Origin of the sequence: Plantibacter auratus, from assembly GCF_050587365.1 — a bacterium.
Lineage (GTDB): Bacteria > Actinomycetota > Actinomycetes > Actinomycetales > Microbacteriaceae > Plantibacter > Plantibacter auratus.
In genome coordinates, this window is record NZ_JBOBFV010000004.1 from 332,026 (window position 1) to 357,990 (window position 25,965).

Genomic DNA, 25,965 nt, shown 5'->3' on the forward strand with positions numbered 1-25,965 from the left:
TCCCGGTTCGCGCAGGGCGTGAAGCCGGTCAGCGGATCCCGTCGCCGGCGTCCTCGTCGCGGTTCTGGCTGAGCGCCACGGACACGATCGCCTCGATCAGCGAGTCGACCGTCTGCTGCTCCGCCACGACGTCGACCCGGAGCCCGTAGCCTCGGGCGTCACGAGCCGTGCGGGGTCCGATCGCGGCGATGACGGTGCTCTCGGGGATCTCGGGGAACTGCGAACGGACCTGCTCCGCCACGCTGCCCGAGGTGACGAGGATGGCACGCACCCGGCCGCTGGCGACGTCGGCGACGATCTTCTCTGCCACCGGGACACCGACCGTGCGGTAGGCCACGACGGACTGGACGTCGTGTCCGGCGGCGATCAGGCCCTCCGTGAGGAGCGGCTTGGCGATGGCCGAGCGGAGCGTGAGGATGCGCTTCGGGTGCGGTTCGAGCGCCGTGAGCTCCTGCACCATGCCCTTGGCGGAGTTGTCCTTCGCCGGCACGAGGTCGACGCTGTAGCCGACGGCGGTGAGCGCGGCAGCGGTCGTCTCGCCGACGGCGGCGACCCTCGTCGTCTCGGGGATCCGGATCCGCTGCGAGGACAGCACGTCGACCGTGGTCGCGCTCGTCACGGTCAGCCAGTCGAACTCGCCAGCCTCGAGCGCCGCGAGCGCGGCCCCGAGGGTCTCCGGGTCGTCGGTGCTGGCGAAGTTGATCATCGGGGCGACGACAGGCGACCCGCCCTTGCCACGGACCGTCCCGGCGACCGAGTCGCCCCACGGACCGCCGCGCGGCACGAGGACGCGCCACCCGCCGAGCGGCTTGGTGGCGGTGGGAACGGTGTTCGACTTCGTCCAGTCCTTCACGCAGCGCCTCCCAGCGGGGCGAGGTCGGCTGCGCCGGCCTCGATGAGCTCGTCCGCGAGCGAGACACCGAGCGCGTCGGCCGCTTGCAGCAGCTCCCGTCCGTGTCCGTCGCCGGAGAACCCCTCCGCGCGGCTCTCCCGGTGGATCATCTCGGTGCCGTCGAGCGAGTAGACGGCGGCCTGCAGCACGAGGTCCTCGTCGTCGAGCCAGGCTGCGGCACCGACGGGGGCCGAGCAACCGGCCTCGAGTCGACGGAGCACGGCCCGCTCCGCCGTCGCCTGCCAGCGGCTCGGCGCGTGGTCGAGCAACGCGATGGAACCGGCGATGGACGATTCGTCGTCGTCGAGGCACTCGATCGCGAGCGCCCCCTGCCCCGGCGCGGTCGGCCAGGTGTCGAGGTCGAAGAGCCCGGTGACGGCGTCGAGGCGTCCGAGGCGGGTGAGACCGGCGGCCGCGAGGACGACGGCGTCGAGGTCGTCGTCGATGCGGCGCAGGCGGGTGTCGATGTTGCCGCGGATGTCGACGACCTCGAGGTCGGGCCGGATACGCTTCAGCTGCGCGATCCGACGCGGTGAGCCGGTGCCGATCCTGGCACCCTGCGGCAGGTCGTCGAGCGAGCGGTCGTCGGAGGCGCACAGGGCGTCGCGCGGATCCTCACGCATGGGCATGGCGGCGATCGTGAAGCCCTCGGCCGGAGCCGTCGGCAGGTCCTTCAAGGAGTGCACGACGAGATCGCACGCGCCGTCGAGCAGGGCGTCGCGGAGCGCGTTGACGAACACACCCGTCCCGCCGATGGTGGAGAGCGACTCGCGACTCGTGTCGCCCTGCGTCGTGACGGTGACGATCTCGACGTCCTCACCGGTGGCCGCTGTGAGGGCGTCGGCCACATGACCGGTCTGCGCCAGCGCCAGGGCACTGCCGCGGGTTCCGATGCGAAGGGTCATGGGGCGATCCCCGAGAACGCCGGTTTGAAGCCCAGCCGGGCGTTCTCGCAGCACCCGGGGCGGCAGACGTCGTACCAGGGGCCGAGGTCGGTCATGTGCGGTCGTTCCTCGACGGGCGTGCCGTCGCGGCGCTCGAGGACGAGGTCGACGAGTCCCTTGACGTAGGCGGCGGCGGTGCCCGGCGTCGGGACGCGGACGGCGGCCAGGCCGTGCTCACCGGCCGTCTCGATGGCCTCGTTGTCGAGGTCCCACATGACCTCCATGTGGTCGCTCACGAAGCCGAGCGGCACGATGACGATCGCCTTGCGGCCGGCGGCGGGCAGCTCGGCGATCGCGTCGTTGATGTCGGGCTCGAGCCACGGCATGCTCGGCGGGCCGGAGCGCGACTGGTAGACGAGCTGCCACGGCACCGAAACGCCGCTGCCGACCGCGCCACCGAGGACACCGGCCTCACGGAGCTGGTCGATGGCGTTCGCCATGACGACCTCGGCCACCGCGAGGTGCTGGGCCTCGTACGCGCCGTGGTCGCCGAAGCCGCGGAAGTCGGGGCCGGAGCGCGCGGCGTCACCGGTGGGGATCGAGTGCGTCGCGAAGAGCACCTCGATCTCCGTCTCGGCGGAGAGCTCGGGCTGTTCGCGCAGGTACTCGGCGATCGCGTCACGGACACCGTCGATGAACGGGGTCACGAAGCCGGGGTGGTCGAAGAACTGACGCACCTTGTCGATCTGGATCTCGCCCTGGAGGTTCGTCTCGTCGACGGCGATCGCGAAGTCCTCGCGGTACTGCCGACAGCTCGAGTACGAGGAGTAGGCGCTCGTGGCGATCGCGATGAGCTTCGTGAAGCCGCGCTCGTGCGCCTCGGTCAGCGCGTCGCGCAGGTACGGGTCCCAGTTGCGGTTGCCCCAGAGGACCGGGAGGTCGATGCCACGGGAGGCGAGTTCGAGCTCCAGGGCCGCCTTGAGCGCACGGTTCTGGTCGTTGATGGGGCTGACGCCGCCGAAGTGGCGGTAGTGGTGCGCCACCTCTTCGAGACGCTCCTCGGGGATCCCGCGCCCGCGCGTGACGTTGCGGAGGAACGGGATCACGTCGTCCTGGCCCTCAGGCCCGCCGAAACCGGCGAGGAGGATGGCGTCGTAGTCCGTCGGCTCGGAGACGTGCTCAGGACCGGCCGCTGCGGCGTCGGTCGCGCCGCGGACGATGCGCTCGGGGGACTCGGCTCCGGTGCTCCCCAGGTTCATGGCTGCCATCAGCGCACCACCTCCAATGCCTCGGCGGGCGTGATACGGCGGCCCGTGAAGAACGGCACCTCTTCGCGCACGTGGCGGCGCGCTTCGGTGTTGCGCAGGTCGCGCATGAGGTCGACGAGTTCGACGACGTCGTCGGCCTCGAGCGGCAGGAGCCACTCGTAGTCGCCGAGGGCGAAGGAGGCGACGGTGTTGGCGAGCACACCCGTGAACGCCGCACCCTGGCGGCCGTGCTCGGCGAGCATCTTGCGACGCTCCTCCTCCGGCAGGAGGTACCACTCGTAGCTGCGCACGAAGGGGTACAGGCAGAGCCAGCCCTTCGGCTCGATGCCGCGGAGGAACCCGGGGACGTGCTGCCGGTTGAACTCGGCGTCGCGGTGGACGCCCATGGCGTTCCAGGTGGGCGCCAGCGAACCGAGGATGGCGGTGCGGCGCAGCTCGCGAAGGCCGGCCTGCAGGCCCTCGGCGGTGTCGCCGTGGAGCCACAGCATGAGGTCGGCGTCGGCGCGGAGGCCGGAGACGTCGTAGATGCCGCGCAGGGTCACGCCCTGGGCTTCGACGAGCGCGATGGATGCTTCGAGTTCGGAGACATGCTCTTCGCCGAGCGGCAGCGCACTCGCCGGCTCGCGGCGCAGGACAGCCCAGAGGGTGAATCCTGAGGGGCCAGTCGGGGTGGCTGAGTCGGTCGGGTGGTGCGATGCCTCGGCAGAGGCCGGGTGAGTCATAGTCCTATCCTCACCCAGTTCGGTCGATTGGGCAAAAGGGGCAGGTCACGATTGACACCGAGCCCAGCCTCACCGCCGATACAGTCGGGTGATGACCAGCGAGCAACCTCCCGTCGAGTACCACGTCGCCAGAGCGGCCGAGATGGATCCGGTCACGCTCTACCGCGTGCTGAAGATCCGCGTCGACGTCTTCGTCGTCGAGCAGACGGCGCTCTTCGCCGATCTCGACGGTCGCGACATCGAGGACGGAACCCTCATCGCCTGGGCGCAGGAGGGCGACGAGGTACTCGCGACGATCCGGATCCTGACCGAGGCCGAGCACTCGGAGATCGGACGGGTGGCCACCGCGTTCATCGCCCGCGGGCGGGGTCTCGCCGCGGAACTGATCCGCCGCGCCGTCGCCGACCACGGGCATCGGGAACTCCGCATGGGCGCCCAGAAACGCCTCGCCGACTGGTACGGCCGGTTCGGGTTCGAGATCAGCGGCCCCGACTACGTGGAGGACGACATCGTGCACGTCCCGATGACGCGCGTCGCCACGCCGAGCGGCTGACCGGCGGCGGGACGCGTCAGCGCGCGATGGCGCGGACGATGCCCCACACTGCCAGCCCGGCCGCACCGGCGAGGCCCGCGACGCCGGCGTAGAAGACCGCCGGGCGTTCGACCTTGACGGTCGCGATCTGCACGATGGCACGACGCTTGGCGCGGTGCACCTGCTTCGGGACGTTGAGCTTGTCCTCGATCGCGTTCAGCGTGGCGACGAGCTCGGCACGAGCCTGCTCGGGCGAGGGCGTCGCCCCCGGGAACTGGTCAACGGTCATACTCGCCGAGTCCCTTCACTGCCTTGATGTCTTCCTTCACGTTGTCCATCGGGCTCGGGTCCTCGTTGATCTTCTTGAAGTACCGCAGCGCGATCAGCACGAGGACCGCAGCGACGAGGACGAAGAGCACGAAGACGCAGAGCGCTGCCAGCCACGAGGGCATGACGAGCGCGAGCGCGAGGATCAGCACGGCGACGAGCACGCCGACCGCGAAGAAGAGGAACACCGCGGCACCGGCGACGAAGGCCGCGCCGATACCCGCGTACTTGCCCTTGTGGGCGAGCTGCGTCTTGAGGTTGGCGATCTCGGCCTTGACCAGGTTCGAGACGACCCCGGGCAGCTGGCCGACGAGGGTCAGGAGGGATTCGTCGCGCTTGTCGTAGCGCGGCTCCGAGCGGTTGCGGTCACTCATGAACGGCATCGTCGGTGCTACTCGCCGCTCTTGGGCTTCGGTGCCGTCGTCTTGGGCGCGGCAGGCTTGCGCACTGCGGGCTTCGAGGCCGACGACGTCGAGGTGCCGGAGGCCGTGCGGGCGTCCTTGACCGTCTCGGACACGTCCTGGACGGTGTCTTCGGTCTTCGACTCAGCCTTGCGGTGCACTGAGCCTGTCGAAGTGTCGAGCTTCTGGCCGGGCGTCGAACCCTGCTGGCTGACGACCTTCGCGACGGCGCTGACGCCGCTCCACAGAGCCGCGGGGACCTCGCTGATGCGTGCCTTGGCGAAGTCCTCGACCTTGCCGCGCTGCGCGCGCACCGGCTTCGCGTTCCACAGCTTGACCCACTGCGTCTTGATCTGCTCGTAGCGTTCGCGTCCGGCGCGGGTACCGAGCACGTAGCCCGTGAGCCCACCGACGACGAACATGACCTTGCCCTTCATGGCGCCTCCGTCTGTTCGAGTGGTGCTGTGATGCTGCATCCAACGGGACCAGCGTAGTCGGGTGTCACTCCGACGCCACCATCCGGTCGGGGGTTGACAGGAAAAGATGCCGGGTCGGGCATATGGGCGCGTCTACCGCTGCAGCGCCTGATGGCGGAGTCGTGCCGCCGCCTCGTGGGCGTCGGGGACCACCGAGGCGAGCCCCGTGCCCGACAACCAGGCACCCGTGACCGCGAGGTCGGGCACCTCGGCCACCGCTTCCCGGATGGCCGTCGAGCGTTCACGCTGGCCGCGCGCGGCGGTCGGCTGCGTCCCCGTCCAGGAGATGCGGTGGAAGCCGCGGACGCTGCCCGGGTCGAGCTGGACGCCGAGCATCGCCGACGCATCGTGCAACGCCGTCGAGAGCAGCTCCTCGTCGGTCAACGCGCTCGTCGCGTCGGCCTCGCCCTGACGGCCGAAGGACAGGCGGACGACGTGGCGGTGCTCGCCATGCTCCTTCGCGCGGTCGGCGAGCCAGGCCCACTTCGCCGTCGCGTGGGTGAGCGCCTTGGCGTGGAGCGTCGAGCCGGGTGCGACGAGCAGCCCGGAGCCACGCGGTGCGGCGTCGAGGGCCGGTTCGTCGAGCACGATCGTCACGAGCTCGATGGGCGCGGGCAGGACCGGGTCGCCCGCGTCGTCGCCGGCGGCGGGGAGGTCGCGGAGCGCCGGCCCGACGTCGGCCAGCAGGTTGCGGGCCGGCTGCTCGGGCGTCGCGATGAGGACGAGGTCGGCCTCGAGCACCCGGCCGTCGGTCAGGGCGACGTACCAGGGGGCTTTCGACCCGCCTGCAGCCGGGGGACGCTCGCTCATCCGCGGAAGGCCTGCGTCGCCGAGGCCGACACCCGGTCCGTCCACGTCGATGTCGAACGGGTTCCGGGAGATCGCCGTGACGGCGACGCCGGTGATGAGCGTCGACCCCCACCGCTCGAGCTCCGCGGTCAAGCCGTCGACGAGGACGGTCATGCCACCGTCGAGGCCACCGACCGCGGCACCGGCGGGCGCGTTCTCCCGGAGGGCGGCGACGGCGAGGGACAGCGCCCCGGTGCGGGTCAGCGCGGCGTTCAGCCCGGGAGCCGCGCGGTCGACGTCGAGGTCGTCCGGAGCGGCCGAGTAGACGCCCGAGGTGACCGGTGCGACGAGGAGGTCGTGGACGGCCGCGCCCATGCGCTTCCGGACGAGCGCACCGAGGTTGTGCTCGGTGCCGATCGTGAGCGGCGGGCGGATGCGGTCGAGGTAGGCGCGCAGTGCACCCTTCCAGCCGATGACCCGACGGACGTCGTCGGCGAGGGGGTTCGTCGGGATGCCCAGCAGCCCCGCCTTGGGGAGCGGGACACTCCGCTGCGGCTGTCCGGGCTTGGCGACGTGCAACCAGGCCCCGGCCCGGTTGGGACGCACGACGCGGTCGGTCAGGCCCAGCTGCTCGATGAGCTCGGCGACCGAACCACCGCGCGTCGCGAAGCTCTCGGCACCGACGTCGACGCGGAGACCCCCGACCTCGGCGGCCGCGAGCGCGCCACCGAACGACTCCTGCGCGTCGACGACCGTCACCGAGATGCCGACCTTGGCGCAGTCGACCGCACCGACGAGTCCGGCCACACCACCGCCGATGACGACGAGACGCTTCGGCTCGAGACTCATGCGGGCTGCCAATCGTGGGCGAGGGCGACGATACGGGTCAGGACGTCCGGGTCGGTCTCGGGCGGGACCCCGTGGCCCAGGTTGAGGACGTGCGACGGCGCCGCCGTCCCCCGCTGGAGGATGTCGAGGACGTGCGCCTCGAGGACCGGCCATGGCGCGGCCAGCAGTGCCGGGTCGATGTTGCCCTGCACGGGGACGCCGCCACCGAGACGTCGGATGCCCTCGTCGAGTGCCAGCCGGTAGTCGATCCCGACCACGTCGGCGCCGACCCGGTGCATCGCACCGAGCAGTTCACCGGTCCCGACGCCGAAGTGCACCTTCGGGACGGGGAGGTCGTCGACGTGCGCGAGCGCGGCCCGGGAGGCCGGGGCGACGTGACGCTCGTAGTCCTCGAGGGAGAGTGCCCCCGCCCACGAGTCGAAGAGCTGCGCGGCCGACGCACCGGCGAGCACCTGGGCGCGGAGGAAGCGACCGGTGACGTCCGCGCACCAGGCCATGAGCTTCGCCCACGACTCCGGGTCGGCGTGCATGAGGGTGCGGGCCGCGAGGTGGTCTTTCGACGGTCCGCCCTCGACGAGATAGGCGGCGAGCGTGAACGGCGCGCCCGCGAAGCCGATGAGCGGCGTGCGGCCGTCGCCGATCCCCGCAAGCCCGGCGACGGTGAGCGCGACGCCCTCGCGGATGGGCGCCAGCGTGTCGTCGAGGACGGCCGGGTCGAGCGCGACGAGCGCGTCGACCTCGGCGGCCGTCCGAACCGCGGAACCCATGACGGGACCACGGCCCGGCACGATCTCGACGGCGACCCCGGCCTGCTTCAGCGGCACCACGATGTCGCTGAAGAAGATGGCCGCGTCCGTCCGGTGCCGTCGGATGGGCTGGAGGGTGATCTCGCTCGCCATCGCCGGGTCGAGGCAGGCGTCGAGCATGGCCGTCCCGATCCGCAACTCGCGGTACTCGGGCAGCGACCGGCCGGCCTGACGCATGAACCAGACGGGCGTCCGCTCGGGACGGGTGCCGCGGTACGCGGTGATGAGCGGCGACGACTGGGTCACGCCGGTGACGAGGGGGTGTTCGGGTGGGAGACTCACCCCTCCATCCTCCCATTCCCGCCCTGAGCGCGGCATGGGCGATGCCCTGCGATGCGAGGCCAGGCCGGTGCGGACCGTCCGGCGACGGCCCGCACCGGGGTCCGACCGTGGTTCAGAGCCGGTGCGACACGCTGCACGAGTGGTCGTAGCCGACCGACTCGTCGAAGGTGAACTCCACCGTCGCCATCAGATCGTCGATGGACGGCGACGCGGAGAGGTCCTGCCAGATCCCGAGCGAGTGCCACTGGCCGTCCTGCTTCATCGAGTCGGGCGAGTGGATCCACCGCGTCGCCCCGCCGTTCTGCGACAGGCCGAGGTCGATGTTCGCCTTGTCGCCGTAGGGCGCACCGCCGGCGGTGATCCGGTACTCCTCCAGCGAGACGGTCGTCTTGCCCGAGGCGTCGCTCCCGTTCCAGACCAGGTGGACCTCGCCGGTCGCATGGAACAGACCACCCGTGTATGTGCAGGTGACCACGACATCTCCTCCCCGTGGGTACGAGGCAGGGGCCGGGGCCGCACCCATGAGCCCAGGCGTGACCATCGCTGCCGCGGCGGCGAGCGTGACGACTCTCCTGAAGTGCTGCATAACGTTCTCCTTCGATCGTTGTGTTCCGTTCGGTCGAACGGCTTGATTCGTAGTATTGCATCTGACATTTCATATGTCAGTACCCGACTGGTGGTGAGGGTGCCCTGGGCGACATCCCGGGAGCCCGACAGCGCCGCTCGGGTAGACTCATCGGGTGCTCATGTGTGTGACGGCGAGCCATAAGAACGCCACCTTCGACCTCCTCGAACGACTCTCAGTCGGTGCCGAGGGCGTTGCCGCGCGCCTGGTCGAGCATCACGAGTGCGTCTCGGGTGCCGTCGTCGTGGCCACCTGCAACCGGTTCGAGGCGTACATCGACCTCGACGAGCCCGTCACCGCCGCCGCATCCGTCGCCTTCGAGGCCGCTGCGGAGGCCGTCAGCGAGACCACCGGCATCCCCGCCGAGCAGCTGCGGGAGGTGTTCGACCTCAGCGTCGGCACCGCAGCAGCGGAGCACCTCTTCGCCGTGTCGGCCGGGCTCGAGTCCGTCGTCGTCGGCGAGGGCGAGATCGCCGGCCAGGTGCGGCGCTCCCTCGAGGCAGCTCGCGCGGGTGGCACCACCAGCTCCGAACTCGAGCGCCTGTTCCAGCGCGCGTCCCAGACCTCCCGCGGCATCAAGAACCGCACGCCGCTCGGGCGCGCCGGTCGCTCCATCGTGCGTCTCGCCCTCGACCTCGCGGAGAGCCGTATCGACGACTGGGCCACGCAACGCGTGTTGCTCGTCGGCACCGGCGCGTACGCCGGCGCGAGCCTCGCCGCCCTCCGCGACCGCGGCGTCACCGACGTCCTCGTGTACTCGCCCTCCGGCCGCGCCGAGAAGTTCGCGCGCTCGCACGAGATCGGCTGGATCGGACACGACGACCTCGCCCGCACCACCGGCGAGGTCGACATCATCGTGACCTGCACCACCGCCGAGGGCCACGTGGTCGACGCCGAACTGCTCCGCGCGGGTCGCACGGCCGTCGCCGCCGACCACCGTGCGCGAGCCGCGGCTGCCACGGACGCACCGACGCTCTCGCTGGTCACCGCGGCCGACGCACCGGCCGCACCCGAACCCACCGGGGTCTCCGCACTCGCCCACGACGTCATCACCGAAGCCGCCGCCGAGTGCCCGGTGCCGCACGCGTCGGCACAGCTCGTCATCGACCTCGGCCTGCCGCGCAACGTCGACCCCGACGTCTCCACCGTCTCCGGTGTCGTCCTGCTCGACCTCGAGACCATCCGCATCCACGCGCCGCTCGAGGAGCTGCAGGCCACCGAGGTCGCGCGCTCCATCGTCAGCCGCGCCGCGCAGAAGTTCGCCGCGGTCGGCGAGGAGCGCAGCCTCGAGCCCGCCGTCGTCGCCCTTCGCAGTCACGTGCACGCGCTCGTCGAGGCCGAAGTCGCCCGCGCGACCGCTCGTGGCGACGACGACGGCTCGACCGCCCGCGCACTGCGTCACCTCGCCGGAGTGCTGCTGCACGAACCGACGGTGCGCGCACGGAACCTCGCGCGCAACGGCGAGCAGGCCGCGTACACGACGGCGCTGCAGACGCTCTTCGGCATCGACGTCCCGCAGACACCGGCGGTCGTCGCGCCGGTCGCCGACACCGACTCGGCCGCCTCCGCCTCCTAGGCTTCCGACGGCACCGGGGCTCTCGCGTCGGGCGATTCCGGTCACCGAGCCGACCCCGGTCACCGAGCCTGTCGAGGTGCGCGAACACGCGACCCGACCATGGACGTTCCTCGTGTGCCCTTCGACACTTCGACAGGCTCAGTGCGGCGCAGCTCAGGGACCGGAGGAAGGTTACCGCTCAGGGACCGGAGGAGGGTTACCGCTCAGGGACCGAAGCCATCTGGTCCCTGAGCCTGTCGAAGGGCGCTGGAACGACGAACGGGCACCGGCGCGATGCCGATGCCCGTCGTGATCCGCCTGCGGAGCAGGCCGTGGATCAGTAGTCGTAGTTGTAGTCGTACGAGCTCGCGCCGGCGATCGCGCCGGCGACGATCAGGAAGTAGAAGATGATCACGATGATGCCGGCGAGGACCGACACGCCGCTCACGATGGTGCCGGCGAGGGCCAGGCCGCGGCCCTGCTCACCGGTCCGCTTGATCTGACCGAGCGCGATGATACCGAGCACGAGGCCCACGACGCCGAACCCGACGAACGGGGCGATGAGCGAGATGATCGCCATGACGTTCGTCTTCGGGCCAGTCGGCTGCGCGTAGCCGTACGGCGCCTGGGGCTGTCCGTACGGAGCGGCGGGCTGGCCGTAGGGGTTCTGCTGCTGCCCGTAGGGTGCCTGCGGCTGGCCGTAGGGGTTCTGCTGCTCGCCGTAGGGCGCCTGCGGCTGACCGTACTTCGGCTGCTCGCCGTACTGCGGAGCCTGCTGGCCCGACTGCTCACCGTAGGGCGAGGGCTGGCCGTACTGCGGAGCCTGTTCGCCGTACTGCGGAGCCGGCGGAACCTGCGATTCGCCGTAGGCCGGCTGCTGGGGGTTCTGGCTCTGACCGTATGGGTCGTTCGGCTGGCCGGAGTTCGGATCAGTCATGAAGGTGCACCTCGCGCATAGGGGTTCGACGAACGGACTCATGCTTGCAGCGCGCCGTCGCCTTGTCAACACAGGGTAACCCGCGATCCCTGATGTTCACTGGGCTCGCGCGGCGGGCACCGGAGGCGGTGGCAAGATGGACGAGGGGGTGCGGATGGACGAGGAGTCGGTGGCGGAAGCCGAGGACGTCACGCTCGCCGACGCCCCGCCGGTCGCCGAACGGCCGGGAGCGCTGACCATCGCCGGGATCGTCGCCGTCGACTGGGTCCACTCCGTCGTCTGGCACATGCGGGCCTTCTTCAGCGGCCGAATCCCGAGGGAGTACGCCCGTGGCGACGCGAGCCGACCGGTCGTCGTCCTCATCCCCGGCGTGTACGAGACGTGGGCGTTCCTGAAGCCGGTCGCAGACCGCCTGAACGCCGACGGCTACCGGATCCGCATCGCCCGCGGCCTCGGATACAACCGCAAACCCATCCGCGACACGGCGGCCCGCTTCGCCCGCGCGCTCGGGCGGTTGCCGAAGCCCGCCGCCGGGTGCGTCATCGTCGCGCACAGCAAGGGAGGGCTCGTCGGAAAGGAGCTGCTCCTCACCGAACGCGAGCGGCTGGGCCTGCTCGGGGTCGTCGCGATCTGCTCGCCGTTCTCCGGGTCGGTGCTCGCGAAGTACGTCGTCGACCCGAGCCTCCGCGCCTTCCTCCCGACGGACGAGACCATCGTGGCGCTCGGGGCGCCGCACGACGTCAACGCCGACATCGTCTCGATCTACAGCACCTTCGACCCGCACGTGCCGTCCAGCAGCGTGCTACCAGGAGCGACGAACGTGCTCCTCCCGGTGCCGGGTCACTTCGTGATCCTCAGCACGGACGAGCTCAAGGACGCCGTGGAACTCGCCGTCGACGGGTTCGCCGATCGGGTGCGACCCGCGCTCGACACCGAGCGCCCGGCCGAGCAGTGAGCCGTGCGCCAGAGGGCTCGAGCAGCCCGCTCCCCGACATCCTCGTGTCCGCGGTCGCGACCGTCCGCGGACGGCGAGTCCTCATGGTGACGGCTCGCGGCCGCGACGTCCTCTACATGCCCGGCGGGAAGATCGACGCGGGTGAGACGCCCGCCGAGGCCGCTATCCGGGAGGCACGCGAGGAGGTCGCGGTCGAGATCGATCCGGCGCGGGTGACGCCGTTGTTCACGGTGGTCACGCAGGCGCACGGCGAGCCCGACGGCCGGCTCGTGCGAATGCACGTCTTCGCGGCCGAGACGGACGAGACACCGACGCCCTCCGCCGAGGTGAGCGCGGTCCACTGGGTGGGCACGGAGTCACTCGACCGCTGCCCACCCGCGGGGCGCGACGTGCTCGAGCGCCTCGCGGCGGCGGGGCTCATCGACTGAGCGGCGTTCCTTCGACAGGCGGATCCTGCCCTTCGACAAGCTCAGGGACCGGCGGAAGTGAACCCTTCGACAAGCTCAGGGCCCGACGGAAGTGAACCCTTCGACACGGTCAGGGACCGACGGAAGTGAACCCTTCGACACGCTCAGGGCCGGCGGAGGTGAACCCTTCGACACGCTCAGGGACCGGCGGACCAGGGACCGGACGAGTGAGACCGGCTCAGTGCACGTACTCGAGGAGGTCCTGGCCGAGGATCCGAACGGCGTCGACCACCCCGAGGCGCGTGCCGAGCTCCGTGTCGTCGTAGCTCGTGCACACGGCGTAGCTCACGGCACCGTTCGGGCCGCGGAGGATACCCGCCTCGGCTCGCACGCCGACTCCGGAACCGGTCTTGTTGAAGAGCTGGATGCCGTGGTCGGGCTCACGGTGGGCCAACGGGTCGAGCCCGAAGCCCGAGGCGACGAGCGAGAGGTCGGTGTTGAGCGACAACCAGGCCAGGACTCGGCGGCTGGTGGTCGCGTCGACGATCTCGCCCGTCGCGAGTGCCTGGAACAGCCAGGCGAGTTCGCGGGCGGAACCGACGGAGAGCTGCGGTGCGTTGTCGGGGCCGCGGTGGTCGCGGACGATGTCGAGGAGGGCCGTGCGCTTCAGCCCGATCTCCTCGGCACGGTGGCGGACGGCGTCGAGACCGATGTGGCGGAGCAGGACGTTCGTGGCGAGGTTGTCGCTCGTCGCGCCGACGAGGGCTGCGAGGTCGGCGACCGGGAGGGACGGCGCCTGCAGGTGCTGCCAGATCCCGGAGTCGGCGACGGCGTCGAGTGGCTCGCGGTCGAGGATGGTGAGCCCGCTGAAGTCGGCGTCGCCCAGGCGGGCCGCGACCTCGATGAGGAGGAGGACCTTGCCGATCGAGGCAGTGGGCACGACGACGTGGTCGTCGGCCGACATGAGCATCTCGCCGGTGGTGATGTCGTTGATCCGGAGGCTGACCTGCGCACCCGACGCGGCCAGCTCACCGAGGGCGCTGAACCCGCGGGTGAAGGGTTCGATCTGGGCGGAGGCACGGTGGCGCCCTCGACGCGCATCGCGCGAACGGCGACGTTCCGACTCGTGCACTCGTGAAGCCACGGCTGACCGAACTCCTCTGCTCCAGATGGTGATCCCGACGATCCTGCGGGTGTGGACCTGCCCCGGTCAGCCCACTCGACGGCCGTCCGGCGACCCGCGCAGCGGGCCTCCGGATGTGCCGTCCACGGTATCGTAAGCGCCCTTCGCGCTGGCTGCGAATCTGGACCTGGGAAGGTCGTTCCCGGGCGCGTCGGTCCGACATCCGTCGCTTCCATCGCCCGCGAATCCGGTCGGTCCACCGCCCGGATCCCGTCGGGCCCAGAGCCTGATCAGGGGCGAGCGCGGGCTGGGAACTGGGTCGCGAACTTGCCGCCGCTGACGTCGATCAGCGCACCGGTGACGTAGCCCGCCTGGTCGCTCGCGAGGAACCGGACGACGTTCGCGACGTCCTCCGGTTCCTCCCATCGGCGCACCGAGAGCGTGTCGAGGAGTTCGTCCTGCTGCGCCGTCGGGAGCTCGGCGAAACCGTTCATCGCCGTCGGCACCATGCCGGGGGCGTAGGCGTTCACCGTGATGCCCCACGGCCCCAGCTCGCTCGCGAGGACCCTGGTGAGCTGCACCACCGCGGACTTCGACGCCGCGTAGGCCGCGCTGCCGACGCTCGGGATGACCGCGGCGAAGCTCGCGGCGTTGATGATGCGGCCGGAGCGCTGTTCCTTCAGATACGGGATGACCGCCTTCGACACCCGGAAGACGCCGCCGACGTTGACGTCGAAGCACCTCGTCCACGCGGCGTCGCTCGTCTCCTCGAGCAGCGACTGCACGTTGACCCCGGCGTTGTTCACGAGGACGTCGATCCCTCCGAGCCCGGCGGCAGCCGCCGCGACCGCGCTCGACACCGATTCCTCGGAACGGACGTCGCATGCGATGGCGACGAGGTCGCCGTGGTGGGACGCCACGAGCGCGTCCAGGGAGGAGACGTCGAGGTCGAGCACCGCGACGCGGGACCCCTCGGCGAGGAAGGACTCCACGAGGGCGAGCCCGATTCCGCGAGCACCTCCGGTCACGATCACCCGTCGATCCGTCAGGTCCAGCAGCATCGGTGTCTCCCGTCGTTTGAGCGCGTCCGTCGACGCGTCGACCCGATGTCGACGGCAGCGTGCGCACCAGGCGAGTAAAACATACTTATGATCGATCAGCTCGATACACTGGCGTCATGACGGATCGAGTGCTCTGGGTGACGGGTGGCGGCAGCGGCATGGGGCAGGCCGTGGCGGTATCTGCCGCTGAGGCGGGCTGGCGCGTCGCCGTGACGGGTCGACGCCGCGAGGCGCTCCTCGAGACCGTCGAAGCCGTCACCTCCGCCGGTGGTGTGGCCCTCGCCGCGGAGGCCGACGCGACGGACCCCGCTTCGCTCACCCGAGCCCACGAACGCATCGTCGCCGGACTCGGCCCGGTCGACGACCTCGTCACGGCGGCGGGGCTGAACGCACCACGGCGTCGGTGGGACGACCAGTCGATGACGGAGTTCGCTGCGATCGTCGACACCAACCTCACCTCGGTCGCCCGGACGATCGATCTCGCACTGCCCACCATCCGTGACGCCCAGGGACGGGTCGTCGTCATCTCCTCCTTCGCCGGTTGGCGCTTCTCGACGAAGGGTGGCGTCGCCTACAGCGCGAGCAAGACCGCACTCGCCTCGCTCTGCGCGACCCTCAACGAGGAGGAGGGGGCCCACGGCGTCGGCGCCACCCACCTCTGCCCGGGCGACGTCGACACCCCGTTCCTCTCCATGCGGCCGCAGGTGCCGGACGCTGCGGCGCGCGAGACGATGCTGACACCCGAGGACATCGGCCGCGCCGTGCGGTTCATCCTCGACGGCCCGCCACACGTGCGGATCGATGAGCTCGTGATCTCCCCCACCCGTCCGTCAGCACGGGCGTGAGCCGCGCACCGGGGACGTCGGCCTTCGAACGGACGCTCGACCGGATCGGTACCGACATCGTCGACGGCGGACTGCCCGCCGGCACGGTGTGCACGGTGGACGAGCTGGTCGACCGCTCTGGGCACTCGCGGTCCGTGGTCCGGGAGGCGACCCGCGTGCTCTCCGGCATGGGACTCCTCGCCAGCAAGGCGCACGTCGGCCACACCGTGCAGCCGTCGTCGAGCTGGGACTGGTTGCAGCCTCGGGTGCTCCGCTGGGCGTTGGCGAGCGGACGACGGGAGTCCACCCTCCTCGCGATCCGCGAACTCCGCACCGCGACCGAGCCGGAGTCGGCACGGCTCGCGGCCGAGCGACGCAGCGACGACGACGCCCGCGAGCTCCGCGTGACGAGTGAGGCGCTCCGCGCGGCCGCGGTTCGCCAGGATCCGATCGCGTTCCTCGAGGCCGACCTCCTGCTGCATCGCCTCATCCGGCGCGCGGCGGCGAACCCGATCCTCGACCGGGTCGGCGACGCCGTCGACGAGGCCCTCCGGGATCGTGTGGATCAGCTGCCCGGCGACGGCATCGACCACCACGACGCGGCGCTGCACACGGACCTCGCGTCGGCGATCGAAGCGCAGGACGGCGAGCGGGCCGCCGCGACGATGCGCGTGATCATCCTCCGCACGGCCTGACGACGGCGGCGCCCGACCACCGTCCTCACACACGGTTCTCGCAGCTTCGTGAAACACGTCCGTCACGCAGGTAACGACCGTGTTGCAGTGCTGGAAAATATTTGCAAGCTTCCTGTACTTATTGAATACTGTTTCCACACCCACTGAAAACAGCAGGGATCGACCGCGGTTTCCCGGTCACTCCGGATCCCGGGCCAACGACGGCCCGGACTCCCGATCCCAGAATCGAGGAGCAGCACCATGCGCAAGCGCACCCTTCCGCTGGCCGTCCTCGCCACCGCGGCACTCGGCCTCACCGCCTGTGCCGGTGGCGGTTCCGGCTCAGGCGACGTCTCGGCAGACGGCCAGACGCTCACCGTCTGGATCATGCAGGGCACCAACCCCGACTCCGAGGCCTTCTTCAAGGAGGTCGGCTCGGCCTTCAAGAAGGAGACCGGCGCCACCCTCAAGGTCGAGTACGTGCAGTGGGCCGACGCCCACGACCGCTTCGTGACGTCGATCGCCGGGAACACCACCCCCGACGTCGCCGAGACGGGCACCACCTGGACGGCCGAGTTCGCCGATGCCGGCGCCCTCGCCCCCATCGGCGACTACGTCGACAAGGCCGGCCTGAAGGACGACCTCGTCAAGGGCCTCGCCGACTCCGGTACGTACGACGGCGAGCTCTACGGCATGCCGTGGTACGCCGGCGTCCGCTCGATCGTCTACCGCACCGACGTCTTCGAGGAGCTCGGCCTCAAGGCGCCGACCACCTGGCAGGAGATCATCGACGCCGGCACCGCGATCAAGGCCGCCAAGCCCGACATGATCCCGTTCCCCGTCCCCGGTGACGCCGAGTTCACGGCGTACCCCTGGGTCTGGGGCGCCGGCGGCGAGGTCTCCGAGCTCGACGGCGACACCTGGAAGTCGGGGCTCGCGAGCGACGACTCACGCAAGGGCATCCAGTTCTGGACCGACCTGGCCACCAAGTACGACCTCTCCTCCTCAGGTGCCACCACCTGGAAGGAGACGGACGTCCTCGACAACTTCGTGCAGGACAAGGTCGCCATGGCGATCATGGGCTCCTGGACCCCGGCGACGATCGTCCAGAAGAACCCGGAGCTCGAGGGCAAGTTCGCCGCCATCCCGATCCCGGGTGAAGACGGCGGCATGTCGCCCTCCGTGCTCGGCGGTTCGCACCTCAGCATGTTCAACACCTCGAAGAACAAGGACCTCGCGTTCCAGTTCATCGAGATGATGACCACCGGCAAGTTCGCCTCCGAGTGGGCCGAGCAGACCGGCTACTTCCCCGGCCAGACCTCGCTCCTCAGTGACTCGACCGAGAGCGACGACCCGCTGGTGAAGCCCTTCGCCGAGCAGTTCGTCGACGGCGGCGCATCCCTCCCCGTGACCCCGAAGTTCGGTGCGGTGCAGGCGAAGAAGACCACCAACGCGATGATCCAGGCCATCCTCTCCGGAAGCAAGTCGGTCGACCAGGCGACGACCGATGCCGCCAAGGAGATGGACGACATCATGAACGGCAAGTAGCCGATCGTGTCGACCCTCACCCCGCCCACGGTCACCCGCGAAGCCCCCGCTTCGCGGGTGGCCGGGGGCCCCTCCCCCAAGCGGCTGCGCCTCCTGATGCGCACCCGCCCCTGGCTGCTGCTCGCGCCGGCACTCCTCATCCTCGCCGTGCTCCTCCTCTGGCCGCTCATCCGCGTCGTCCTGTTCTCCCTGCAGGACTACGGCCTGCGCGAGATCGTCAGCGGCGACACCAACTTCAACGGCGGCGCCAACTACGCCGAGGTCTTCGCCGACCCGACCCTCTGGACCGTCGTCCTCCCGAACACCGTCTTCTTCGCCGCGGCCGCCGTCATCGGTACGGTCGTCCTCGGCACCCTCGTCGCCCTGCTCATGGCGAACCTCGGCTCCTTCTGGCGCACCATCGTCGGCAGCGCCATCATGGTCGCCTGGGCGATGCCCGCCGTCACCGGCACCTACGTCTGGGTCTGGATCTTCGACGCCGACCGCGGCATCGTCAACCAGACGCTCATGGGGCTCGGGCTCATGGACGAGCCCTTCAACTGGTTCACGAACCAGTTCACGTTCTACGGCATCGCGCTGCTGAACGTGATCCACCACGGCTTCCCGTTCGTGGCCATCACCGTCCTCGCCGGCCTGCTCGGCGTGTCCAAGGAGATGCTGGAAGCCGCCGAGATGGACGGGGCGGGCGCGTTCCGTCGCTTCTTCCAGATCACCTTCCCGTCGCTGCGCCAGGTGTTCTCGGTCGTGATCATCCTGTCGACCATCTGGGACTTCAAGGTGTTCGCGCAGATCTACCTCATGCCGGGTGGTTCCGGCTCGAACCGCGAGGTGTTGAACCTCGGCGTGTGGTCGTACGTGGAGTCCTTCGGGCAGAACCGCTACGGCTTCGGCTCCGCGATCGCGGTGCTGTTGACGCTCGTCCTGCTCGGCATCACGATCGTCTACATCCGCGCCCTCATGAAGGAGGACGAACTGTGACCACCCACGCTCCCGCCCCCACCGCCGCCCGTCGACAGGCTCAAGGGCCGGGCACCGACCGGTCCACCAAGCCGCAGGTCCCGATGCACCGGAAGGCGAGCGGTCGGAAGATCCGCTCGAACACCGTCAAGGCGATCCTCGTCACCCTCCTGCTCGTGTTCACGCTGTTCCCGGCGTACTGGATGCTGTCGAGCGCCTTCGACGCGCAGGCGTCGAGCGGCGGCCAGTCCTTCTTCCCGAAGGAGTTGTCGTTCACGAACTTCGAGTCGGTGCTGACCGACGGCGGGTTCGCGGTCTTCCTCCGCAACTCCGCGATCGTCGCCGGTGCGACGGTGCTCATCTCCGCCGCCGTCGCGCTCCTGGCGTCGGTCGCGGTCGCCCGCTTCCGGTTCAAGTTCCGCACCGCGGTGCTGCTCATGATCCTCGTCGTGCAGATGGTACCGCTCGAGGCGCTCGTGATCCCGCTGTTCGTGCAGATCCGCGACCTGCAGCTGCTCAACACGCTGCTCGGGCTCATCATCGTGTACGTCGCGCTCGCACTGCCGTTCGGCATCTGGATGCTGCGCGGCTTCGTCGCGGCGGTGCCCGTGGAGCTCGAAGAGGCGGCGTTCCTCGACGGCGCCAGCTGGTGGCGCATGTTCCGCTCGATCATGCTCCCGCTCGTGGCCCCCGGCCTCGTCGCGACGAGTGTGTTCAGCTTCATCACGGCCTGGAACGAGTTCATCTTCGCGATGACCCTGCTCGGCGGCTCGACGGAGAACTACACGGTGGCCATCGGCCTCAAGCAGTTCTTCGGCCTGAACTCCAACGACTGGGGTTCGGTCATGGCGGCGTCGACCATCATCACGATCCCGGTCATGATCTTCTTCATCCTCGTGCAGCGCCGCCTCTCGGGCGGACTGGTGTCCGGAGCGGTGAAGGGATGATCGACCCCGACGTCGCGCGGCTCGTCCGGGGCGTCCTCTGGCCGGGCTTCCTCGGCCGGACCGCCCCGGACTGGCTGCTGCGCGAGCTGGACGGCGGCCTCGCGGGCGTCGTGTACTTCGGGCAGAACCTCTCCTCGGACCCCGCGGAGGTCGCGGCGCTGTCGGCCGAACTCCGCGACCACCGGCCCGAGATCCTCATCGGCGTCGACGAGGAGGGCGGCAACGTCTCCCGCCTCGAGGCGCAGACGGGCTCCACCCTGCCCGGGCATGCGCAGCTCGGTGCACTCGATGACGTCGAGACGACGCGCGCGGTGGGTCAGGCACTCGCCGAGCGGCTCCACGCCGCCGGGGCGAACGTCGCCCTCGCGCCCGTCGCCGATGTGAACACCAACCCCGCGAACCCGGTCATCGGGGTGCGCTCGTTCGGCCCCACCGCCGAGCTCGTCTCCCGCCACGTGTCCGCGATGGTCGACGGATTGCAGGCCGGCGGGGTCGCCGCGTGTGTCAAGCACTACCCCGGCCACGGCGACACGGCGAGCGACTCGCACCTGGATCTGCCCCGCATCGACCTGGACCTGGCGAAGCTCGAAGCCGAGCACCTGCCACCGTTCGACGCGGCGATCGCCGCCGGCGTCGCGAGTGTCATGACCGCCCACATCGTCGTCCCGGCGTTCGGTGACGCCCCGGCGACGCTCAACCCGATCCCCCTCCGTCGGCTGCGCGAAAGCGGCTTCGACGGCGTGATCATCTCCGACGCGCTCGACATGGCCGCCATCCGGTCCACCACCGGCTCAGGACGCGGCGCTGTCCTCGCCCTCGAGGCCGGCGTCGACCTGCTCTGCATCGGCAACCCGTCCAACCTCGGGCCGAAGCAGGGCGCGACGACCGACGAGGACGACTACCTCGAGGTGTTCGAGGCGGTCTGCGCCGCCATCGCCGACGGCGAGCTCGATCGAGCGATCGTCGCGCGCGCGGCCGCCCGGGTGGCGTGGCTCGCGCGGTCCGTCAGCCCTTCGACAGGCTCAGGGACCGGGGAATCAGTCCCTGAGCTTGTCGAAGGGCGCTTCGCCGACGCAATCCGCCGGATCGTCCGCGTCCGGGGCGAGATCGCCACCGCAGCCTCGTCGATCACCCTCGTCGACCTCCGCGACCGACCGACGTTCGCCGTCGCCTCGGCCCACGATCCGTTCGCCGAGTCACTCGCCGAACGGTTCGACGTCACCCGGCTCGCTGCCGGCCCGAGCCTCCGGACACCGGATCCGCAGGCCGAGGCGCCCGCCTCCGATGAGCTGACCCTCCTGCTCGCGACGATCCCCGCCGACGACGGGATCGTCCTCCTCGCGGACCGCCTCGGCGAGGACACCCCGCAGCGTCTCGCCGTAGACCGCGTCGCGCTGGTCCGCCCGGACGCCGTCGTCGTGAGCGTCGGACTGCCGCTCGCCGATGACGCTGTCCTCCCCCTGCCGGTGATCGACACGCTCGCGGCCTCCCGGGCATCCGCCGACCGGGTCACCGAACTCCTCGCCGCGGCCTCCATCGCGGCGCCGACGCACCATCTGCACGACCAGCACCACCGGAACGGATCATGAACCACCTCGCAGCACCCGTCCTCGCCATCGATCTCGGGAAGACCTCCTGCCGCGCCCGTATCACGAGCGGATCCGACGACGACCTGACCGTCTTCGCGGAGGCCCGCGGCCACGGGGCACCGGGGCTCGCCGACCACGAGGGTGCGGAGCTGTCGGCCCGCGCAGTCCTCGAGACGGTCGCGCACCTCCCGGCCGACCTCCTCGCCGCGGTGCAGCACGTCGGGATCGGCGCCGCCGGGGTGGAGGCGGCACCGCACGAGGTCGCCGCGTTCACCGCCGAACTGCGTCTGGCGCTCGGAGCGACGATCGCCGTCGTGAACGACGCCCTGGCAGCCCACGCCGGCGCCTTCGCCGGTGGTCCCGGCACGGTACTCATCGCCGGCACCGGATCCGTCGTGTTCGACGTCGACGCCGACGGCTCCGTGAAGCAGATCGACGGGTGGGGTCCCTGGCTCGGAGACGAGGGCAGCGGTCGATGGATCGGGCAGCAGGGCCTCGAGGCGTGCATGCGTGCCTTCGACGGGCGCGGCCCCGCGACCACGTTGCTCGCCGACGCCGAGGCGCTCATCGGGTCGATCCCCGCGCTCCCCCGCTGGGTCTCCAGCACCGGAGCACCTGCCCGCCAACTCGGCACCTTCGCGCCCACGGTCATCATCCGAGCCGAGGAGGGCGACGCCGTCGCCGCGGACATCGTCGACACCGCCTGCGCCCACCTCGCCGTGAGCGCCGCCGCCGCCGGCACGGGCGCCGTGTGCGTCGTCGGCGGGATCGCCTCCCACCCCTACGTCGCCGCACATCTCGCGACGGCCATGCACGAGGTCGGCGTCGACCTCGTCGCACCCCGCGGTGACGCGCTCGACGGAGCCAGACTCGTCGCTCTCGACACCGCGATCTCCTACGACGGAAGGGTCGTGCGCGACGATGTCCACGCAGCCTGAGAGCGCCTCACCACCGGTCCCTGAGCCTGTCGACGGGCCTGGGCCGATCACCGCAGGGCTGACCTCCGACCGCGACACCATCCGCGCGGAGCTCGCCACCCTCTCGACGGAGCAGGTGAACGAGCGACACCCCGACCTCGACGCCCTCTCCACGCGGGAACTCGTCGCCGCGATGAACGAGGACAACCGTTCCGTCCCCGACGCCATCGCGGCCGTCGAACCCGAGATCGCCGAGGCCGTCGAAGCGATCGTCGAGCGCCTCCGCCGGGGCGGACGACTCGTCTACCTGGGCGCCGGGACCGCCGGACGGATGGGCATCCTCGACGCGAGCGAGGCGCCACCCACGTTCGGGACCGACCCGGGCCTCATCGTCGGACTCATCGCGGGTGGTCCGGGCGCCATCCAGCAAGCGGTGGAGAACGCCGAGGACCGCGACGACCTCGGTCGGGCGGATCTGGAGTCGCTGTCGATCACCGCGGACGACGCCGTCGTGGGTGTCTCCGCATCCGGTCGCACGCCCTACGTCCTGGGCGCCCTCGAGTACGCGCGCTCGATCGGTGCGATCACCATCGGCCTGTCGTGCAACGCCGGCTCCCCACTCGCCCGGGACGCGGACATCGGCATCGAGGCGGTCGTCGGTCCGGAGCTCCTCACCGGATCGACCCGGCTGAAGGCGGGGACGGCGCAGAAGCTCGTGCTCAACATGCTGTCGACGATCACGATGGTGCGGCTCGGGAAGACGTACCGGAACCTCATGGTCGACCTCCTCACGACGAACGAGAAGCTGCGAGCGCGGGCGGAACGCACGGTCATGCTGGCGACCGACGTCGACGCCGCCACGGCCGCGAAGACGCTCGCATCCGTGGACGGCTGGGTGAAGGCCGCTATCCTCGTCCTCGTGACCGGCATCGCCGCAGATGAAGCAGTCGCCCGCCTCCGTGGTGGCGACGGCTCCCTCAGCGCGGCCATCGCAGCGCACACCGTCGAAGACCCGACGGGGGCCGCACCGGATGTCCACTGACGCGCTGCTCGTGCTCCGCCAGGCGATCCCTCGTCTGAGCGCCGCCGAGACGCGCGTCGCCGAGACCATCATCGGTACGCCCTCGCTCGTCGTCGAGTTGACCATCACCGAACTCGCGAAGGCGTGCGGCACCTCGCAGGCGACCGTCGCGCGGTTCTGCCAGACCATCGGATACACCGGCTACCGGGAGTTCCGGGTGGCCGTCGCGACCTCCACGAGTCGCGAGCAGGCGGAGCGTGACCGGTTCGAGGTCGACGACGCCGACATCGACCCGGACGACTCGGTGGAGACGGTCGTCGCGAAGGTCGCGTACCAGGAGGTGCAGGCGATCGAGCTCACCGCCCGCTCGCTCGACCGCGACGCCCTGGACGCGGTCGTCGACGCCCTCCTCGTCGCCCCACGGATCGACATCATCGGCTTCGGGTCCTCGAACCTCACGGCGCAGGACCTCCACCAGAAGCTCTACCGGATCGGCATGCCGGCCAACACCTTCGTCGACGCCCACCTCGCACTGCCCTCGGCCGCCCTCCTCGGGCCCGGTGGGGTCGCCATCGGCATCTCGCACTCCGGGCTCACGGTCGAGACCGAGCAGGCGATGCAGCTCGCGCGGGCCGCCGGCGCGACGACCGTGTGCATCACGAACTTCCCCGACTCCCCCATCGCCAGCCGGTGCGACCTCGTCCTCGCGACGCAGGCGAGGGAGAGCCGATACCGCTCGGGTGCGATGTCCTCGCGCATCGCCCAGCTCGCGCTCGTCGACCTGCTCTTCATCCGCGTCGCCCAGCGTCGCTACGACGCCGCGGCGGAGTCGCTCCGCGTCACCTACGAGTCGATCCAGGACCACCGCATCGACACCTGAGTTCGGAGATCAGGGCAGTAGTGAGACGCCCGTGTGCTCGGCGAGGGCGAGCAGCAGCCCATCTTGGAACGCCTCGTCGCGGACCGCGCGGTGCGGCTCCTCGCGTCGCTGGTGGTGCCAGTAGCCGGAGGTGTCGGCACCACGCCCTTCGGCGAGCGCCACCTGGGTCCGGTGCCCGAGTTCCAGGTCGTCGGGCGCGTTCGGTCCGCCCATGCGTGTCGGCACCCACCCCGGGTCGACCGCGTTGCTGAACACCCCGGGACGCACCCGCGCGATGGCCGCCGCGAGGACGGTCACGAGGAGTTTGCTGTCGGAGTAGCTCGCCGTCCTCGTGGAACCCGACCAGTCGAGACCGTCGAGCGTCGCGGTACCGCCGCGGTGCATGCTGCTGCTGAGGAACACGAGTCGTCGCGCGGGGATGAGCGCGCTCAGCAGGTAGGGCGCGACCACGTTGACCGGTAGGACGGCCGCTCCGTCGAGGACGCCGGCGTTGTGGATGATCGCGTCCACGGGACCGGCAGCTGCGACCTGCTCCGCGAGCTCCTGGACGCCGTCGAGGGTGGCGAGGTCACCGGTGACGAGGTGCGCGGAGGGCTCGTCGAGCAGCCGGACCTCGTCGGCTCGGGCGAAACTCCGGGCGTGGAAGAGCACCTCGTGCCCGTGCTCGACCAGCTCGGTCGCCGCACCGAGCCCCAGGCCGACGGCGGCACCGGTCACGAGGATGCGCGCCATCAGCGACCCCCTGCCCGTCCGGCCTCGCTGGTGTCGGGCTCGTTCGTGACCGCCGCAGCGTCACGCTGCTCCGCCTCCCGCTGGGACGCCGCCCAGTTCGCGAGCAACTGCAGACGCTCGGCGGACGGTGAGCCGGGCTCCGCCGTGTAGACGAGCACGACGTGGCCTGGGTCGGCCGTGATCGCGAGCTCCTCGTAGGCGAAGGTCATCTCGCCGACGATCGGGTGGTTGAACCGCTTCGTTCCCGTGCCGTGGGTGCGCACGTTGTGCGCTCCCCAGAGGGTGCGGAAGGCATCGCTCCGGGTCGACAGCTCACCGACGAGGTCGTGCAGTCCCTTGTCGTGCGGGTCCCGGCCGGCCTCGGCACGCATGACCGACACACACATCTCGGCGAAGACGTCCCAGTCGGGGTAGAAGTCCCGGGAGGCCGGGTCGAGGAACTGGAACCGGGCGAGGTTCGGGGTGCGCCCGCCGTCGCCGATGACGGGCGAGTAGAACGCGCGCCCGAGCTCGTTGGTCGCGAGCAGGTCCTGGTGGGTGTTGCGGACGAAGGCGATGCCGTCGGTGATCGCGTCGAGCATCCAGTGCAGGCTCGGCCGGGTCGCGGGGTTCTTGGCCGCCCGGCGACGCGGCCGACCGGAGAGCGGGACACCGTCGGCCGCGCGGGCCAGGTCGAACAGGTGGGTGCGTTCCGCCTCGTCGAGCTGGAGCGCCCGGGCGATGGCGTCGAGGACGGTCGACGACGCTCCGGCGATCGCCCCACGCTCCAGTTTCGCGTAGTACTCGACACTGACCCCGGCGAGCGCCGCCACCTCGGAACGCCGCAGTCCGGCCACCCGTCGGTTGGGGCCCGCGGTCAAGCCGGCGAGTTCCGGGGTCAGCCGTGCCCGACGCGTCATGAGGAACTCGCGTACGTCTGCTCGATCGTCCATGCCTCCGACGATACGTCCTCGAGGCGAGCCGACAGGTGCCCTCTCGGTACACC

General features: G+C 70.5%; 28 protein-coding genes. 13 read left to right on the top strand and 15 right to left on the bottom strand.

The genetic code is table 11. The features are described from left to right. Positions 1–28: 28 nt before the first annotated feature. From ACQ3HE_RS16740 to hemQ, 4 genes are read right to left on the bottom strand one after another with little or no spacing between them, the layout of a single operon-like run. On the bottom strand, positions 29–853 hold the full coding sequence (locus tag ACQ3HE_RS16740; RefSeq protein ID WP_137244240.1) for a uroporphyrinogen-III synthase: 825 nt from the start codon (positions 851–853) through the stop codon (positions 29–31). Beyond that, positions 850–1,797, bottom strand: a complete 948-nt coding sequence (gene hemC / locus ACQ3HE_RS16745; RefSeq protein ID WP_064294911.1) for a hydroxymethylbilane synthase — start codon at positions 1,795–1,797, stop codon at positions 850–852. Before hemC ends, ACQ3HE_RS16740 begins: the two co-directional genes overlap by 4 nt. Continuing rightward, entirely contained in the window at positions 1,794–3,044 is a 1,251-nt protein-coding gene (locus tag ACQ3HE_RS16750) for a ferrochelatase (RefSeq protein WP_430893532.1), read from the bottom strand. Before ACQ3HE_RS16750 ends, hemC begins: the two co-directional genes overlap by 4 nt. Beyond that, entirely contained in the window at positions 3,044–3,766 is a 723-nt protein-coding gene (gene hemQ / locus ACQ3HE_RS16755; RefSeq protein ID WP_064294913.1) for a hydrogen peroxide-dependent heme synthase, read from the bottom strand. Before hemQ ends, ACQ3HE_RS16750 begins: the two co-directional genes overlap by 1 nt. A gap of 91 nt (positions 3,767–3,857) precedes the next feature. Here hemQ and ACQ3HE_RS16760 point away from each other — a divergent pair, with 91 nt between their 5' ends. Beyond that, on the top strand, positions 3,858–4,319 hold the full coding sequence (locus ACQ3HE_RS16760) for a GNAT family N-acetyltransferase (protein WP_430893533.1): 462 nt from the start codon (positions 3,858–3,860) through the stop codon (positions 4,317–4,319). 16 nt (positions 4,320–4,335) lie between these two features. Here the strand turns inward: ACQ3HE_RS16760 and ACQ3HE_RS16765 are convergent, their stop codons facing one another. The 6 genes from ACQ3HE_RS16765 to ACQ3HE_RS16790 form a co-directional block, all read right to left on the bottom strand. After that, positions 4,336–4,587: a DUF3618 domain-containing protein gene (locus ACQ3HE_RS16765; protein WP_079003603.1), complete on the bottom strand. Its 252-nt coding sequence runs from the start codon at positions 4,585–4,587 to the stop codon at positions 4,336–4,338. Continuing rightward, positions 4,577–4,999, bottom strand: coding sequence for a phage holin family protein (locus ACQ3HE_RS16770; RefSeq protein WP_064294953.1), 423 nt, complete (start codon positions 4,997–4,999; stop codon positions 4,577–4,579). The genes ACQ3HE_RS16765 and ACQ3HE_RS16770 overlap by 11 nt, the downstream gene beginning before the upstream one ends. A gap of 17 nt (positions 5,000–5,016) precedes the next feature. Then, positions 5,017–5,463, bottom strand: coding sequence for a hypothetical protein (locus ACQ3HE_RS16775; RefSeq protein WP_079706357.1), 447 nt, complete (start codon positions 5,461–5,463; stop codon positions 5,017–5,019). A 132-nt stretch (positions 5,464–5,595) separates the two neighbouring features. Beyond that, complete coding sequence (locus ACQ3HE_RS16780) at positions 5,596–7,140, bottom strand: protoporphyrinogen/coproporphyrinogen oxidase (protein ID WP_430893534.1); 1,545 nt, start codon at positions 7,138–7,140, stop codon at positions 5,596–5,598. Next, on the bottom strand, positions 7,137–8,264 hold the full coding sequence (gene hemE, locus ACQ3HE_RS16785; protein WP_430893535.1) for a uroporphyrinogen decarboxylase: 1,128 nt from the start codon (positions 8,262–8,264) through the stop codon (positions 7,137–7,139). Before hemE ends, ACQ3HE_RS16780 begins: the two co-directional genes overlap by 4 nt. Before the next feature lie 76 nt (positions 8,265–8,340). Then, on the bottom strand, positions 8,341–8,814 hold the full coding sequence (locus ACQ3HE_RS16790) for a hypothetical protein (protein WP_430893536.1): 474 nt from the start codon (positions 8,812–8,814) through the stop codon (positions 8,341–8,343). Positions 8,815–8,968: 154 nt separating this feature from the next. Between ACQ3HE_RS16790 and ACQ3HE_RS16795 the strand changes: the two genes are divergently transcribed. Then, on the top strand, positions 8,969–10,429 hold the full coding sequence (locus ACQ3HE_RS16795; protein WP_430893537.1) for a glutamyl-tRNA reductase: 1,461 nt from the start codon (positions 8,969–8,971) through the stop codon (positions 10,427–10,429). Positions 10,430–10,745: 316 nt separating this feature from the next. Here the strand turns inward: ACQ3HE_RS16795 and ACQ3HE_RS16800 are convergent, their stop codons facing one another. Continuing rightward, on the bottom strand, positions 10,746–11,345 hold the full coding sequence (locus ACQ3HE_RS16800; RefSeq protein WP_430893538.1) for a DUF4190 domain-containing protein: 600 nt from the start codon (positions 11,343–11,345) through the stop codon (positions 10,746–10,748). A gap of 136 nt (positions 11,346–11,481) precedes the next feature. Here ACQ3HE_RS16800 and ACQ3HE_RS16805 point away from each other — a divergent pair, with 136 nt between their 5' ends. Together ACQ3HE_RS16805 and ACQ3HE_RS16810 are read left to right on the top strand one after the other, a co-directional pair. Further along, on the top strand, positions 11,482–12,300 hold the full coding sequence (locus ACQ3HE_RS16805; protein WP_430893539.1) for an esterase/lipase family protein: 819 nt from the start codon (positions 11,482–11,484) through the stop codon (positions 12,298–12,300). After that, complete coding sequence (locus tag ACQ3HE_RS16810) at positions 12,297–12,728, top strand: NUDIX hydrolase (protein WP_430893540.1); 432 nt, start codon at positions 12,297–12,299, stop codon at positions 12,726–12,728. The genes ACQ3HE_RS16805 and ACQ3HE_RS16810 overlap by 4 nt, the downstream gene beginning before the upstream one ends. A 217-nt stretch (positions 12,729–12,945) precedes the next feature. On the opposite strand, the gene ACQ3HE_RS16815 is transcribed toward ACQ3HE_RS16810, so the two are convergent. Together ACQ3HE_RS16815 and ACQ3HE_RS16820 are read right to left on the bottom strand one after the other, a co-directional pair. Then, complete coding sequence (locus tag ACQ3HE_RS16815) at positions 12,946–13,851, bottom strand: serine hydrolase (RefSeq protein WP_064294922.1); 906 nt, start codon at positions 13,849–13,851, stop codon at positions 12,946–12,948. Between the two features lie 269 nt (positions 13,852–14,120). Next, a complete protein-coding gene (locus ACQ3HE_RS16820) occupies positions 14,121–14,891 on the bottom strand; it encodes an SDR family NAD(P)-dependent oxidoreductase (protein ID WP_159876237.1) in 771 nt (256 codons plus the stop codon). A 116-nt stretch (positions 14,892–15,007) separates the two neighbouring features. Here ACQ3HE_RS16820 and ACQ3HE_RS16825 point away from each other — a divergent pair, with 116 nt between their 5' ends. From ACQ3HE_RS16825 to ACQ3HE_RS16865, 9 genes are all read left to right on the top strand, one after another. After that, the gene (locus tag ACQ3HE_RS16825; protein WP_430893541.1) at positions 15,008–15,736 is read left to right on the top strand and encodes an SDR family oxidoreductase; all 729 of its coding nucleotides are present in this window, start codon (positions 15,008–15,010) and stop codon (positions 15,734–15,736) included. Further along, positions 15,733–16,410, top strand: coding sequence for a FadR/GntR family transcriptional regulator (locus tag ACQ3HE_RS16830; RefSeq protein WP_159876241.1), 678 nt, complete (start codon positions 15,733–15,735; stop codon positions 16,408–16,410). Before ACQ3HE_RS16825 ends, ACQ3HE_RS16830 begins: the two co-directional genes overlap by 4 nt. 240 nt (positions 16,411–16,650) lie before the next feature. Beyond that, positions 16,651–17,937: a sugar ABC transporter substrate-binding protein gene (locus ACQ3HE_RS16835; protein WP_064294926.1), complete on the top strand. Its 1,287-nt coding sequence runs from the start codon at positions 16,651–16,653 to the stop codon at positions 17,935–17,937. 6 nt (positions 17,938–17,943) lie between these two features. Further along, positions 17,944–18,915 carry a carbohydrate ABC transporter permease gene (locus ACQ3HE_RS16840; protein WP_370282131.1) on the top strand — a complete coding sequence of 324 codons (972 nt, stop codon included), beginning with the start codon at positions 17,944–17,946 and terminating at the stop codon, positions 18,913–18,915. Positions 18,916–18,998: 83 nt separating this feature from the next. Beyond that, on the top strand, positions 18,999–19,841 hold the full coding sequence (locus ACQ3HE_RS16845) for a carbohydrate ABC transporter permease (RefSeq protein ID WP_079706980.1): 843 nt from the start codon (positions 18,999–19,001) through the stop codon (positions 19,839–19,841). Next, positions 19,838–21,430 (top strand): glycoside hydrolase family 3 protein, encoded by a 1,593-nt coding sequence (locus tag ACQ3HE_RS16850; protein ID WP_430893542.1) that lies wholly within the window; start codon positions 19,838–19,840, stop codon positions 21,428–21,430. The genes ACQ3HE_RS16845 and ACQ3HE_RS16850 overlap by 4 nt, the downstream gene beginning before the upstream one ends. Further along, entirely contained in the window at positions 21,427–22,368 is a 942-nt protein-coding gene (locus ACQ3HE_RS16855; RefSeq protein WP_430893543.1) for an N-acetylglucosamine kinase, read from the top strand. The genes ACQ3HE_RS16850 and ACQ3HE_RS16855 overlap by 4 nt, the downstream gene beginning before the upstream one ends. Next, positions 22,352–23,389, top strand: coding sequence for an N-acetylmuramic acid 6-phosphate etherase (gene murQ / locus ACQ3HE_RS16860; protein WP_430893544.1), 1,038 nt, complete (start codon positions 22,352–22,354; stop codon positions 23,387–23,389). The genes ACQ3HE_RS16855 and murQ overlap by 17 nt, the downstream gene beginning before the upstream one ends. After that, entirely contained in the window at positions 23,379–24,248 is an 870-nt protein-coding gene (locus tag ACQ3HE_RS16865; protein ID WP_085514317.1) for a MurR/RpiR family transcriptional regulator, read from the top strand. Before murQ ends, ACQ3HE_RS16865 begins: the two co-directional genes overlap by 11 nt. 9 nt (positions 24,249–24,257) lie before the next feature. Here the strand turns inward: ACQ3HE_RS16865 and ACQ3HE_RS16870 are convergent, their stop codons facing one another. Beyond that, the gene (locus ACQ3HE_RS16870) at positions 24,258–24,980 is read right to left on the bottom strand and encodes an SDR family NAD(P)-dependent oxidoreductase (protein WP_430893545.1); all 723 of its coding nucleotides are present in this window, start codon (positions 24,978–24,980) and stop codon (positions 24,258–24,260) included. After that, a complete protein-coding gene (locus tag ACQ3HE_RS16875; RefSeq protein WP_191942060.1) occupies positions 24,980–25,912 on the bottom strand; it encodes a helix-turn-helix domain-containing protein in 933 nt (310 codons plus the stop codon). The genes ACQ3HE_RS16870 and ACQ3HE_RS16875 overlap by 1 nt, the downstream gene beginning before the upstream one ends. Positions 25,913–25,965 lie beyond the last annotated feature (53 nt).

Excerpts from the sequence above, each read along its gene's own strand:
- hemC (WP_064294911.1), bottom strand. The coding sequence starts at position 1,797 with ATGACCCTTCGCATCGGAACCCGCGGCAGTGCCCTGGCGCTGGCGCAG.
- ACQ3HE_RS16750 (WP_430893532.1), bottom strand. The coding sequence starts at position 3,044 with ATGGCAGCCATGAACCTGGGGAGCACCGGAGCCGAGTCCCCCGAGCGC.
- hemQ (WP_064294913.1), bottom strand. The coding sequence starts at position 3,766 with ATGACTCACCCGGCCTCTGCCGAGGCATCGCACCACCCGACCGACTCA.
- ACQ3HE_RS16760 (WP_430893533.1), top strand. The coding sequence starts at position 3,858 with ATGACCAGCGAGCAACCTCCCGTCGAGTACCACGTCGCCAGAGCGGCC.
- ACQ3HE_RS16765 (WP_079003603.1), bottom strand. The coding sequence starts at position 4,587 with ATGACCGTTGACCAGTTCCCGGGGGCGACGCCCTCGCCCGAGCAGGCT.
- ACQ3HE_RS16770 (WP_064294953.1), bottom strand. The coding sequence starts at position 4,999 with ATGAGTGACCGCAACCGCTCGGAGCCGCGCTACGACAAGCGCGACGAA.
- ACQ3HE_RS16775 (WP_079706357.1), bottom strand. The coding sequence starts at position 5,463 with ATGAAGGGCAAGGTCATGTTCGTCGTCGGTGGGCTCACGGGCTACGTG.
- ACQ3HE_RS16780 (WP_430893534.1), bottom strand. The coding sequence starts at position 7,140 with ATGAGTCTCGAGCCGAAGCGTCTCGTCGTCATCGGCGGTGGTGTGGCC.
- hemE (WP_430893535.1), bottom strand. The coding sequence starts at position 8,264 with ATGCCGCGCTCAGGGCGGGAATGGGAGGATGGAGGGGTGAGTCTCCCA.
- ACQ3HE_RS16790 (WP_430893536.1), bottom strand. The coding sequence starts at position 8,814 with ATGCAGCACTTCAGGAGAGTCGTCACGCTCGCCGCCGCGGCAGCGATG.
- ACQ3HE_RS16800 (WP_430893538.1), bottom strand. The coding sequence starts at position 11,345 with ATGACTGATCCGAACTCCGGCCAGCCGAACGACCCATACGGTCAGAGC.
- ACQ3HE_RS16805 (WP_430893539.1), top strand. The coding sequence starts at position 11,482 with ATGGACGAGGGGGTGCGGATGGACGAGGAGTCGGTGGCGGAAGCCGAG.
- ACQ3HE_RS16820 (WP_159876237.1), bottom strand. The coding sequence starts at position 14,891 with ATGCTGCTGGACCTGACGGATCGACGGGTGATCGTGACCGGAGGTGCT.
- ACQ3HE_RS16825 (WP_430893541.1), top strand. The coding sequence starts at position 15,008 with ATGACGGATCGAGTGCTCTGGGTGACGGGTGGCGGCAGCGGCATGGGG.
- ACQ3HE_RS16835 (WP_064294926.1), top strand. The coding sequence starts at position 16,651 with ATGCGCAAGCGCACCCTTCCGCTGGCCGTCCTCGCCACCGCGGCACTC.
- ACQ3HE_RS16845 (WP_079706980.1), top strand. The coding sequence starts at position 18,999 with ATGCACCGGAAGGCGAGCGGTCGGAAGATCCGCTCGAACACCGTCAAG.
- ACQ3HE_RS16850 (WP_430893542.1), top strand. The coding sequence starts at position 19,838 with ATGATCGACCCCGACGTCGCGCGGCTCGTCCGGGGCGTCCTCTGGCCG.
- ACQ3HE_RS16855 (WP_430893543.1), top strand. The coding sequence starts at position 21,427 with ATGAACCACCTCGCAGCACCCGTCCTCGCCATCGATCTCGGGAAGACC.
- murQ (WP_430893544.1), top strand. The coding sequence starts at position 22,352 with ATGTCCACGCAGCCTGAGAGCGCCTCACCACCGGTCCCTGAGCCTGTC.
- ACQ3HE_RS16865 (WP_085514317.1), top strand. The coding sequence starts at position 23,379 with ATGTCCACTGACGCGCTGCTCGTGCTCCGCCAGGCGATCCCTCGTCTG.
- ACQ3HE_RS16870 (WP_430893545.1), bottom strand. The coding sequence starts at position 24,980 with ATGGCGCGCATCCTCGTGACCGGTGCCGCCGTCGGCCTGGGGCTCGGT.
- ACQ3HE_RS16875 (WP_191942060.1), bottom strand. The coding sequence starts at position 25,912 with ATGGACGATCGAGCAGACGTACGCGAGTTCCTCATGACGCGTCGGGCA.